Origin of the sequence: Gracilibacillus suaedae, assembly GCF_017599345.1 — a bacterium.
Classification (GTDB): domain Bacteria; phylum Bacillota; class Bacilli; order Bacillales; family Amphibacillaceae; genus Gracilibacillus; species Gracilibacillus suaedae.
The window spans coordinates 186,125-198,420 of the sequence record NZ_JAGFVL010000062.1; the positions used below are offsets into that span (position 1 = coordinate 186,125).

At 35.4% G+C, this 12,296-nt stretch carries 12 protein-coding genes; 7 read left to right on the plus strand and 5 right to left on the minus strand.

Annotated features, from left to right (window positions below; genetic code table 11):
- Positions 1-16: 16 nt before the first annotated feature.
- Together J5J03_RS19445 and J5J03_RS19450 are read right to left on the minus strand one after the other, a co-directional pair.
- Complete coding sequence (locus tag J5J03_RS19445; protein ID WP_208592026.1) at positions 17-535, minus strand: winged helix-turn-helix domain-containing protein; 519 nt, start codon at positions 533-535, stop codon at positions 17-19.
- Positions 536-552: 17 nt separating this feature from the next.
- Positions 553-2,727 carry a peptidase domain-containing ABC transporter gene (locus tag J5J03_RS19450; protein WP_208592027.1) on the minus strand — a complete coding sequence of 725 codons (2,175 nt, stop codon included), beginning with the start codon at positions 2,725-2,727 and terminating at the stop codon, positions 553-555.
- A 181-nt stretch (positions 2,728-2,908) separates the two neighbouring features.
- Here J5J03_RS19450 and J5J03_RS19455 point away from each other — a divergent pair, with 181 nt between their 5' ends.
- The 4 genes from J5J03_RS19455 to J5J03_RS19470 all read left to right on the plus strand — a co-directional run bounded on the left by J5J03_RS19455 (position 2,909) and on the right by J5J03_RS19470 (position 5,849).
- Entirely contained in the window at positions 2,909-3,601 is a 693-nt protein-coding gene (locus tag J5J03_RS19455; protein WP_208592028.1) for a response regulator transcription factor, read from the plus strand.
- Entirely contained in the window at positions 3,589-4,530 is a 942-nt protein-coding gene (locus J5J03_RS19460; RefSeq protein WP_208592029.1) for a sensor histidine kinase, read from the plus strand. The genes J5J03_RS19455 and J5J03_RS19460 overlap by 13 nt, the downstream gene beginning before the upstream one ends.
- A 96-nt stretch (positions 4,531-4,626) precedes the next feature.
- The gene (locus tag J5J03_RS19465; protein WP_208592030.1) at positions 4,627-5,352 is read left to right on the plus strand and encodes an ABC transporter permease; all 726 of its coding nucleotides are present in this window, start codon (positions 4,627-4,629) and stop codon (positions 5,350-5,352) included.
- 89 nt (positions 5,353-5,441) lie between these two features.
- Positions 5,442-5,849 (plus strand): disulfide oxidoreductase, encoded by a 408-nt coding sequence (locus tag J5J03_RS19470; RefSeq protein WP_208592031.1) that lies wholly within the window; start codon positions 5,442-5,444, stop codon positions 5,847-5,849.
- A 190-nt stretch (positions 5,850-6,039) separates the two neighbouring features.
- Here the strand turns inward: J5J03_RS19470 and J5J03_RS19475 are convergent, their stop codons facing one another.
- Positions 6,040-6,870: a methyl-accepting chemotaxis protein gene (locus tag J5J03_RS19475; protein ID WP_208592032.1), complete on the minus strand. Its 831-nt coding sequence runs from the start codon at positions 6,868-6,870 to the stop codon at positions 6,040-6,042.
- Positions 6,871-6,986: 116 nt separating this feature from the next.
- Positions 6,987-7,736: an SDR family NAD(P)-dependent oxidoreductase gene (locus tag J5J03_RS19480; RefSeq protein ID WP_208592033.1), complete on the minus strand. Its 750-nt coding sequence runs from the start codon at positions 7,734-7,736 to the stop codon at positions 6,987-6,989.
- A 331-nt stretch (positions 7,737-8,067) separates the two neighbouring features.
- On the opposite strand from J5J03_RS19480, the gene J5J03_RS19485 reads away from it, so the two are divergent.
- Positions 8,068-9,258 (plus strand): MFS transporter, encoded by a 1,191-nt coding sequence (locus J5J03_RS19485; RefSeq protein WP_208592034.1) that lies wholly within the window; start codon positions 8,068-8,070, stop codon positions 9,256-9,258.
- Positions 9,259-9,348: 90 nt separating this feature from the next.
- Positions 9,349-10,296, plus strand: a complete 948-nt coding sequence (locus J5J03_RS19490) for an NADP-dependent oxidoreductase (protein WP_208592035.1) — start codon at positions 9,349-9,351, stop codon at positions 10,294-10,296.
- A 363-nt stretch (positions 10,297-10,659) separates the two neighbouring features.
- Here the strand turns inward: J5J03_RS19490 and J5J03_RS19495 are convergent, their stop codons facing one another.
- A complete protein-coding gene (locus tag J5J03_RS19495; RefSeq protein WP_208592036.1) occupies positions 10,660-11,346 on the minus strand; it encodes a DUF421 domain-containing protein in 687 nt (228 codons plus the stop codon).
- A gap of 312 nt (positions 11,347-11,658) precedes the next feature.
- On the opposite strand from J5J03_RS19495, the gene J5J03_RS19500 reads away from it, so the two are divergent.
- Positions 11,659-12,282, plus strand: coding sequence for a cell wall hydrolase (locus tag J5J03_RS19500; RefSeq protein WP_231710844.1), 624 nt, complete (start codon positions 11,659-11,661; stop codon positions 12,280-12,282).
- Positions 12,283-12,296 lie beyond the last annotated feature (14 nt).

The following is a 12,296-nucleotide window of genomic DNA, read 5'->3' on the forward strand; positions in this document are numbered from 1 at the left end:
AGAGAAGGAAGACACCTTACTCTTCCTTCTCTAAATAATGAAGATGATCCATGCGCTTTAGCTCATAGCCATATCTTCTATGTGTGATAAGAATCGAGGGATATTTTGGATATGGCTCGATTTTTTTCCTCAACCGATTGATATAGACATATAGATTATCTGTACCAACGGGTGTATCAATTCCCCAAACCTGGTCAAGTAGTCGATCTGTTGTCACAACTGAATTTAAGTTTTCTAATAACAGACAGATAATTTCATATTCAATTGTAGATAAAGGAAGCTCGAGGTTTTCCTTTTTTCTGTAGACAGATCTTTTTCTTACATCTAGGATGATATTCTCATGGAATTTATAATAAAAAGGGAGGCTTTTCGTCATATGTTTTAAGGATTTGGAGCTAAGTACGCTTACATTATTTGATTTTACTGGTAGCTCAACAGTGTCGTTAACATAAACAAAATTAAAATTATATTCCGTAAGCAAATTTCTCAATTTTTGTAATGTTCTTTCATCCTCATTAATTAATGTGATGAACATTATTTATTTCCTCCTTTTTAATTACCGATTAGTTCTTCCTTTATATTCTGCTTCTGTCCACGATAAAGAGCTGAGTAGTGACCATTTTTGTTTAATAGTTCCTCATGTGTGCCTTTCTCTACTATTTCTCCTTTATCCATGACATAAATACAGTCTACTTCTTTGATGGTGCTTAATCGGTGGGCAATGATAATTTGAGTAATATTTAGTGATTGTAAATTCTCAGAGATAATAGCTTCCGATTGATAATCTAATGAACTGGTTGCTTCATCCATAATCAGAATGGATGGTTGCTGTGCAATAGCTCTTGCAATTAATAATCTTTGGCGCTGTCCACCAGAAAAATTCTCACCTCCTTCGGTCAAAATTGTATGGTAACCCATAGGGAAGCTAATAATTTCATCATGGATATACGCCAGTTCTGCAGCTAGTTTAACTTGTTCATTAGAAATATTCTTATTTTCCATTCGTATATTTTCTAAAACAGATTTATTGAATAACGTGGTTTCCTGTAATATCGTTCCGATTTGTTTTCTTAAGCTAGGTAAATTCAATCTTTGTAGAGATATACCGTCATATAGAACTTGTCCCTCTGAAGGAGTGTATAGACCTAAGAATAATTTGGCTAACGTACTTTTTCCTGAACCAGAAGAGCCTACTATTCCAATTTTCTCTCCCGGTGATATCTTAAGATGAATGTCTTTAAGGATTGGATCACTAAAATCATCGTATTGAAAACTTACATGATGTAACTCAATTTGCCCTTGGAGCCTCGGAGGATCTGTCTTTAATATGTTTGTTATACCTTTTGTTTGTTGATCTTCCTCTGTTTTGGTTAACATGACGTCATTTATTTTTTGGATGTAAGAATTTATCAGTAACCAATCATTATAGGTTTGACCTAAGGATGATATAGGTGCTAAAAAAGCGGCGGACAGTGCATTAAAAGCTAATAAGGTTCCCAAGCTGATTTGTCCATTTATCACATAGTAAGCCCCTACTGCGATCAGTAAAGCCGGAGCTAAAACTAGGATGCCGTTTGCAAAAGAGTCGAGGCTGGAGGTCCAAAAAGTCCTTTTTTGTGTTATTTGTATTTGATGGCTAAACTTCTTCCACCAGCCTTCGTAAACCTGCCCTTCAACAGATAATGTTTTTACATCTGTCATCCCATGTAAAAATTCAGCGAGGAAGCTTTGCGTTTTCGCTTGGGCATTGACATCTCTATCTGTGAGTCGTTTCGTTACAGTTCTACTGATGAGTACGGATAGGAATATCATGATGCCTAAGGAGATAACGAGCATGCCCATTACGACTGATTGTATTAACATAAAGGTGGCATAGGTGAATAACAGGATGATATCGATCATAAGTGTGATGGATCGGTTGGAGAGAATCTGTCGGATAATAATATGAGAATTAGAATTAAATACTAAATCTCCAACACTTCTTTCCTCGAAAAATGAATAAGGAAGTTTCAGCAGATGACTAACAAATCTTTTCATTAAACTTTCATCAAATAATGTTTGCATTTTGGCTATCAGAAAGGATCTTAAAATCGAAAATATTTCATAAAACAAGAATAAACTAAGGATGATATACAGGATGGTAGGAAGGATTTCTGTATCTTCTGGTACGATTACATTGTCTGTTATCCATCCAATCGTGATCGGGGTGATGATCCCGAATATTTGTAATAACAAAGAGGACAAACAGATGAACATAATCAGATTCTTATTCTGAATAATGATTTCAACAAAAGAGCGGAAATTGCCTTGTGCTTTCATCTTCTTAAAATTCTTGGTTGGCGTGAATTCGATTAAATAACCAGAGTAACGATTTTGAAATTCCTCTAAAGGGATTTTGGCTTTTCCATTGTTAGGGTCGACTATGTAGGCTTTACGCTTGGTTACCTTATTTAAAACGACATAATGATTATTATCGAAATGAATTAAACACGGTAATTTCATTTTGTGTAGTTGGACAGTAGGGCACTGATAGGATTTCGTGTTTAAATCATAATAGGAAGCAATGTTCACTAAATCCTTGAATGATAATCCATCTCTAGAAACTTTAAAATGATTTCGCATATCGGACAAAGAGATATGATGTTGATGATAATGAAGTATCATAGTAATACAGGCAAGTCCACATTCACTTTCCTGCATTTGTTGAATGTATGGAACTCTTTTCAATGGTATACCTCCTATTTTTCATTTTTATCCATTTATGGGATAATAATCTTTAATTCATTCTACCTTAACAATATTACATAACTATAAGAAAAGTCTTAATTAAACCTTAAATTTGGAAATTATGTCATATTTTAATGAATTTCACATGATTTAATGTAATAATAAAAAGGAGGTGGTTCAGATGGATATTAAAATTCTTCATGCAGAAGATGATAGGGAGATTAATAATCTTGTTTCCAAATATATAAGAAAAGAAGGATATTTGATTGATCAAGTGTACAATGGCGAAGAAGCAGAGCGTTTTTTTAAGCTAAACAGCTATTCCTTAGTCATACTAGACTTAATGCTGCCTCAAATAGACGGATTTGAGTTGTTAAGGCGGTTTAGAATGGAAAAAAATATACCGATCATCGTTCTGTCTGCAAAAAATGAAGATGTGGATAAGATCCTTACACTAGGATTAGGGGCAGATGATTACATCATGAAACCATTTAGTATGGGTGAGCTGATAGCAAGGGTCAAAGCACAGCTAAGAAGGTACCTCTATCTCAATGATAGTCATGATCAGCAGCCTACAAAAATAACACAAGGAATATTCGAATTAGATCTCATTACGTACACCCTTAAAAAAGAAAATAAAACGATCAATCTGACGAAAACAGAATTCGAATTGTTAAAATTATTGATGCGTAATCCCGGAAAGGTTTTTCCAAAATCTCAAATCTACCATAGTATATGGCAGGAGAATTATGTAACCGATGAGAATACGATTATGGTTCATATAAGTAAATTAAGGACAAAAATTGAGGATGACCCTGCAAAACCAAAATACTTACAAACGATTTGGGGGATCGGATATAAGTGGAATTCTTAGTAATCTTTATTCTGTTCATCATCACGATGTCTCTACTTTTGTACTATCTCTATAAAATAAACGTGTCGGTTAAGAGATGGAACAAAAATATAGATTTAGCAATCGAAGGTAATTACAATGTGCGATTTTTTGTAATGCCCTATACACCAAGAAGAATGGTTAAACTCGCTATTAAGCTAAATAAATTGTTGCAAGCGATTCAGAAAATGGCGGAAAGGCAGTCTTATTTAGAATCAACGCGCAAGCAAATGATTGCTAATATGTCACATGATTTAAGGACTCCGTTAACGTCTATTCTGGGCTATTTAGAAGCGATCAAAAATGATCCTAATCTGACAGGTGCAGAAAAAGAAGAGTTTATCGAAATTATCAGGATGAAAGCAGAAAAACTGAATCATCAAATCTATGATTTTTTTGAATTAGCAAAGATTGAATCAGAAGATATCTCGTTAAAAATGGAAAAAGTTAATTTAAAGGAAAAAGCGGAAGAAACGATCCTAATGTTTTATCAGGATTTTGTCGATGCAGGAATTGAAGTAGAGGTAGATCTTCCAGGAGAGCCTGTATATATAAAAGGAGATCAATTAAGTATAGACAGGATCTTATATAATTTAATTTCCAATGCGTTAAAATACGGTAAAGATGGGAAAAAGGTCGGCTTACATGTAGTGAAGGAAAATGATCAGGTAATACTTGAAATATGGGATTCAGGCCAAGGAATCCAAGCAAAGGATTTTTCCAAGTTGTTTGAAAGGCTTTATACAAGTGAGAGATCTAGAAGTCAGAAATCGTTCAAAGGTAGTGGTCTAGGCTTAACGATCACAAAAAAGCTAGTACAAATGCACGGAGGTACGATTGAGGTAAGTAGTATCCCTATGGAAAGGACTACTTTTTCTGTACATTTCCCTCTTATTGATAAAGATATATAGTGTAAAACTTTAAGAAATAATTAAGTAGTTTTTTACATCTTTTTAAGAGTCATTGTTTAAAATGAACATATAAAGTGAAGGGGAGATGTAAAGATTATGCTTAGTATTATTCAAACAGAACTATTAAAATTGAAAAGATCTTGGATTGCTTTATTGTTTATCATGGGCAGTTTGGCTAATGCCATTTTTAGTATTGCTTCTCCTAATAATAATGATTTATTGTGGTCAGATGTCTTAGTCAAATCCTCCACCTATATCAACCTCATGATAGGAGCTCCATTATTTGCATTGTTTGCTGGATTTATTATCGCACAAGAATATCAGCAAAACACGATTAACCAGCTTTTTACCTATCCACGATCAAGGCAGCAAATATTAATCGCAAAATTTATTGTCATTTTTCTTCTGATTTTTGCTACTATATTTTTATCATTCTTGTTTACTTTATTATTCGGAATGTTTAGAGTGGACCAGACACTAAGCTTTTCCTTACTTGGAGAGTTTTTAGTTTTAAATCTGGTAATCGTATTTCTTCATTTTTCCATAACACCAATTATTGTGATGCTTAGCATTCTTTTCAAAAATTATATTGTCTCGATTGGGATTGGAATTATTGCAGGCTTTTCGTGTGGGTTGTTAGCTACTACACCTTTAGGTATTTATTATCCATGGTCAGGGCCAGTATTAGTGACGTATGATTTCTTGGAATTAATGAATGTGGATGTATCACCTGTTTATCTAACCTTAGCCGTTTGCTTAGTAGTCCCATTGTCGGTTTGTTTTAGTTTATATAAAAGAGCAGATATTCATAGTGGAGCATAAATTCTAGTAATCTTAAATGGTTTTTAAGGTCAAATCTTACATAGAAATCTATAATGGGATTAAAACCATGGGTAAGGATGTAATCGCCAATGAAACAGTATTTTATCTATATTGCCTGGATGGTCTCGGTTATCGCAACAATAGGCAGCTTGTTTTTTAGTGAAATCCTGCATTTTACACCTTGTAAATTATGCTGGTTTTCTAGAATCTTGATGTATCCACTCTCTATCATTCTTGGCATAGCCGCTTATTACAATGACTATCGTGTAAAAATCTATGTGCTACCATTCAGCTTATTAGGTATTGGGTTAAGTATTTTCCATTACCTTGACCAAAAAACCACTTTCTTTCGTTCTCTTTCTCATTGCAGTGAGAGTGTACCGTGTAATGGGATGTACATAAACTGGTTTGGTTTTATTACGATTCCATTTCTAGCATTGTGCGCATTTTTACTCATCTCGCTTTTTCTTTTGATGGCAAAGGAAAAGGTGAGATGATAGCAAAAGTGCGCTACCGCAAAAGCTAACGCACTTGAGCCACTCTTATAATTCTTCCTCATTCGTAGCGATTACTTGCTCAAATGAATTTTCAAAAGATAGACAATTCCCTTAGCGGAGGCATAATCATAATACGGAGACTCCTGTAGGACAGCGGGAGCTGAAGATCCACTTGGTGTCCTATATTAGGTTATTGCGAGTGAATCAAACTATCTTTCATATAATCTTTTAATTTATCAGAGGTTGCTTTTAATTCGTTTACTTGATTAATAAATTCATGGACAAGCTCTGCTTCTTTTTGAGATGTATTAGAAATTTCTTGGTAATCGTTTTGCAATTCGGTTAAGGAATTGGTGATATTCTGTAGTGTTTCTTCAATTTGCCCAGTAGCAGACTTAGAATTATTCGAAAGTTTGCGAATTTCTTCCGCTACTACACCAAATCCTGCCCCTGCACTACCAACCCGAGCTGCCTCAATGGATGCATTTAGTCCAAGTAAGTTTGTTTGCTCACTAATATTGTTGATAGTGCCAGCAATATCTTTAATGTTGCTAGAATATTCTACTGTGTTGTTCGTTTGCTCTTGCATAGTTGCTGTTTTATCCGTTAAACTTTCTGCGTTTTGAGCAATGTCATTTACTCTTTCTGTTAAGGAATCGGCAATCTTTTCGACGGATTCAATAATACTATGTAAAACCTCTTTCTTTTTGGTACTCACGGCGGCATTAATTGCACCTATCATGTCACCATCATCATTTTTGACCGGAATCGAAATACTATCAAAAGGTATTCCGAATTCCTCTGCTGGGACAGGTACAACGGTGGTACCTTCCTTATTGACCATCGCATAATTCAAGTAACCTTCTGGTAAGGGATCACCTGGCTTATGTCCGAAATCCAATTCTGAGCTAGGTGAGTAGAACAAATATTTCTCGTGATCAAAAACGGTGATCATAATTTCTTCACGCATGATTGATTTAATATAAGGTATCGATGTTATAAAAGCTTCTATATGGTTCATGTAGTTACTCCTTTCTAGTATAATCATCACGGTGTAGTCCCCACTTCAAGTTTCAAGTAAAACAAGAAAGTTGAAGCAGGGATTACAGACGTAACCTTCATGCTCATATTCTGTCTCTATTTAGTATTGGTAAATCCGCCATCAATGCGAATTACTTCACCATTAATATACTGTGCTTTGGACGTTAGTAAGAACGTAACTAGTTCCGCTACTTCCTCAGGTGTACCAAGACGCTTTTGAGGAATACCGCCCGTTGCATTTTCTTTCATTTTAGGGTTTGCTTCATAAAATTCCTTGACCATGGGTGTTTCTGTTGGACCTGGAGCAATTGCGTTTACACGTAATCCATCTTTGGCATATTCGGCAACCATACTTTTGGTTAGACCGACAATACCGTGCTTCGTTGCAGAATAGGTAACAACCGAATCTTGACCAGTCACACCTGCACTTGAAGAAGTATTAACAATCGACCCTCCACCATTTTTAAGCATGATCTCAGCTACATATCGTACACCATATAGAGCTCCTAATAGATTGATTCCGACAATCTGTTCAATTTCTGAAACCTCTGTATTTAGGAAGTATTCACCACTTCCAGAGATGCCAGCATTGTTGAAGAAATAATCAATTGTACCGAAATGTTCAACCGTTTGATCTACATATCGCTTTACATCTTCTGCTTTAGCAACATCTGCTTTAACAAAGATCGCATCTACTCCGATTTCTTTTAATTTTTCGACGGTTTCGTTGCCACCTTGTTCATCTACATCAGCTATTGTAATATTTACACCTTCTTGTGCTAATCGATATGCGGTAGATTGTCCTAATCCACTACCGCCACCGGTGATAATCGCAACTTTACTCATGGATATCCACTCCTTTTTTTAGTTCTTAATAACTAGACTCGCTATAAATGATAATATCTGACTTGTTAGATTGACAATAAATTTAGCTTGGTATGCAAAAGTTTGCATCTATAGAACTAGGCTATGAGCTAATAATTGACATCTGCTACTAAAAAATGGTTTTCGTTCCTGTATAGAATTGCCACAATATTGTGAATTATACAGTTAGAGTGCATAGTGTTTTCCCTTTATTCATAATAGGAGTATCATAATATTTAGAGAGACGAAATAAATAGAAGAAGGGATTATTATTTTAAATCAAGAGCAACTAGCAAAGCGTAATCTGTCCATTATGTGGTTTGCGAACTTTTTTATTGCAGCAAGTATGACGATGGTGATCCCATTTCTTTCTTTATATATTGGAACATTAGGCAATTATACCGATGGCTATGTGCAAAAATGGTCTGGTTGGGTATTTGCTATTACATTTTTAATTGCATTTATTGTCTCACCAATATGGGGGAGATTTGGTGATAAACATGGTCGTAAAACATTTTTAATCATTGCAGGTTTTGGTTTAGGAATTAGTGTGTTACTAATGGGCTTTGTAACAAATGTCTCACAGCTTTTTATCTTACGTATGTTTATGGGATTTTTCACTGGCTTTATTTCGATGTCACAAGCCTTTATTTCAACTCAAACACCAAAGCATATTGCTGGTAAAGTACTTGGTACATTACAAACAGGAAATGTAACAGGCAGTTTATTAGGCCCGTTGTTTGGCGGGGTATTAGCGGATACGATTGGCTATGCTGCAACTTTCCAATTGACATCAGTAACATTATTTATCGCTGCTTTGTTGGTAGTACTTGGCGTGAAGGAGAACAAATTTGAAATACCGAAGACAGAAAGTTCAAGCTACTCGTCTATAGAAGTAATTAAACATATTACCAGTAATCCAATACTTGTTGTGGTGATGGTAGTATCAATGTTTGTCCAAGTTGCAAACTTTAGTATTCAACCGATTTTATCTTTATATGTAGATGAAATACATGGAGCTAATAGTATTGCTTTCTTTTCAGGACTTGCATTTTCAGCGGCAGGGCTTGGAAATCTCTTCATGTCACGAAATTGGGGTAAATTAGGAGATCGTATTGGTTATGAAAAGGTCTTAATTGTACTGTTGATGTTGTCAGCCGTATTTTTCATTCCGGGGGCTTTGGTTGATAATATTTGGCAATTAGTTATTGTTAGATTCCTATTAGGTATGGCAATTGGTGGTGTAATTCCGATAAGAACTGCTTATATTCGCCAAGTAACACCATTAAATATTCAAGGTGAAGTGTTAGGTTATAATACTAGCATTCGCTTTTTAGGTAATATTATCGGTCCAGTGGTTGGTGGTTGGATTGCTGGCTTGTATACTATTTCTATTGTCTTTTATTTTAGCAGCTTCCTGTTATTAGCTAGCGGATTAACACTGTTATATACGGTTAAGCATGAAACGAAAGAAAGCATGAAACACCATCCAGCACATTCATAGAATCAGAATATTTCTCATGGTCATACTAAAAGTGGTATTATATCCATCTCAGACTGAATGACTCTGAATAATAAAAAGGGGTGAATCATTATGGAAACAAGAGCCGTGATTATTAATAAATATGGCAGTAAAGATGTATTAGAAGAAGGTAGAGTTACATTGCCGGAACTTGGGGAACATCAGGTATTAGTACGTGAAAAAGCAACTTCTATTAACCCGATCGACTGGAAGCTTCGTGAAGGGTATTTACAACAAATGTTTGATTGGAAATTTCCGATTATTCTCGGTTGGGATGTTGCGGGAGTGATCGAAGCAGTTGGATCAGCAGTAACGGATTGGCAAGAAGGTGATGAAGTGTTTGCCCGTCCAGAAACAACACGTTTTGGAACATATGCGGAATATACTATGGTGGATGATCATTTATTAGCCAAAAAACCAGACAATATATCCTTTGAAGAGGCTGCGGCAGTACCGTTAGCGGGGATGACGGCCTATCAAGGATTGTTTGATCATGGACACCTAAAAGCAGGCGAGAAAGTGTTAATCCATGCTGGTGCAGGTGGAGTCGGAACGTATGCAATCCAATTAGCCAAAGAAGCAGGTGCGTATGTATATACAACAGCAAGTGAAAAGAATCATGAACTGCTTCGATCACTAGGTGCTGATGAAGTGATTGATTATCGTACCACTGATTTCAGAGATGTAGTACAAGATATTGATCTTGTATTAGATACGATGGGTGGCGATGTACAACTTAATAGTTTTGATGTCCTGAAAGAAAATAGTGGGCGACTTATGACTGTGGTAGGCGCACCAGATCAGGAAAAAGCAAAAGAGAAAAATGTTGAGGTTAAGGGGATATGGCTTCAACCAGAAGGCAAACAACTTAGTAAGTTAGCTGATTTACTGCAAGAGAAGAAAATGAAAAGTATAGTAGGCAGGACCTTCCCTTTAACACAACAAGGTGTTCATGATGCCCATGCATTAAGTGAAACCCATCATGCTGTTGGGAAGATCGTGATTACGATGGATGAATAGTACGAATGAAAAAAGAGGCTGGGACAAAAGAGTAATTAGATAGGAAAAATCCGAACATTAATGCCTGAATGCACATATCGCTTCGGCAAAACACTTCGCTTTCCGTGGGCACGGCTTTAGCTAACTGTGTGAAGAAGAACACTTCACACAGTGGATCTTCAGCTCGTGCTATTCCCACAGGAGTCTACGTATTTTGCCTACGCTTAGTTTCAGATTGTTCGGATTCTCGTTCTTCCTATTTAGTTATGTCCCGGCCTCTTTTCTTGCGTATGTTCAAAAAAACCCCACTAGAGTACAGCTAATATCATTCCTAATTAGTTGCAATTGTAATATATTTATGCGCTTATGAATGTTAAAACGTTGTTATCTTAATTGTTTGTACGAAACAACAAATAAACCATCATTCTCTAGCCATTCAGCAAATAGTGCGTCTTCTGTTTTGCTTATATTATGGGCTAATAATTGGCTTTGTAACCATTGCTCGTCTTTGTTTAGTTCCTTTAAATGTTCTTTAATAATTTCGCCATCCTTAATTAGTGTTACAGGGAGATAAACAGGCTGTGGAGGCATATTAAAGTCTTGTAAAGTAGTTTTTTGATATGGTGTCTTTTTTAATACACTTATGGAGCCATTAGGTTCGATCAGAGCAAAGGCAACTTCGCGAATCGAAAAAATTTCACTTTGTCGAAGTAAACTTTGTAATTGGTTAAGGTTCATACGACTTTTCTTTAACTCGTCAAAGTCAATTTGACCATCTCGAATAACGACAGAAGGTTTCCCTTCAAATTGTTCTCTATAAAACATAGATTTCTGACCAATATATTCTACTAGAAACAATAAAATCCCCCATATTAGTAAAGTAAAGAAAATATAAATAATAGGGACATTCTCTTCATAAATGGCATTTCCTAACAATTCACTTAAAACAACAGCAGATATAAAATGAAAAGGAGTAAATTGGTCAATTAATTTCGGGCCAGTAATTCTGATTAATAAAAGAAGTAAAAAGAAACCTGTCACTAATTTGAGAATGATTTGAATAAAGTCCATTGGATAGCCCCCTGATTATTCATATAGCCTAAAAAATTAGTACACTATTATTCTTTCCAAAATTTAAGTAATAGATTCATATAATAAGTTTTAATTTCTAACAAAAGATAAACGGATTATTTATATATATCAAAGAGCACAGGTACTCGATAGAATTAATAAGTTAATTTGTGTTTTAATTGCTTATAAGTGGGTATAGTTATATTACTTTCCCTGACTATGTTAGACAAAGAGTATAGGAGAGAAGGCATATTTGTACAGAACATCTTTCTATCTCAAATTCAAATAACCTGTTTAGGAGGTACGAGGTAAATGAAGAAAACGATGGTTAGTAGTGTTTTATTTTTGATCGCAGTATTTTTATTTGTCGGTGAAGATACGAAGGTTCAAGCTACGACTAATTTAGATTATGGTAGTTCAGGACAAGAAGTATATGATATTCAAGGCAAATTATTTAGAATGGGATATTTACATACGGAGCCAACTGGTTATTATGGAAATTTAACGGAAAGAGCAGTAAAAGATTTTCAATATGAAACAAATCTCTGGGTTGATGGTGTTGTTGGGACAAAGACCCGAAATCAAATTGACAATGTCGAGATGATGGCAAAGGTAGTAAATGGTGAAGCAAGAGGGGAATCATACCAGGGAAAGGTAGCGGTAGCAGCAGTTATTTTAAATCGAAGGAACTCTACTGAATTTCCCAACACCATTCAACGTGTAATTTTTCAGGAAAATGCCTTTACAGCAGTTCTGGATGGTCAATATTATCTGCAACCGGATATGGATGCTTATCAAGCGGTGATTGAAGCGTTGAATGGTTACGACCCAACAGAAGGTACAACCTATTATTATAATCCTGAAAAAGCGACAGATGAATGGATTTTCACTCGTCAAACTATCACACAAATTGGGAATCATGTTTTCGCGGAATAAAACCTATTTTTTTA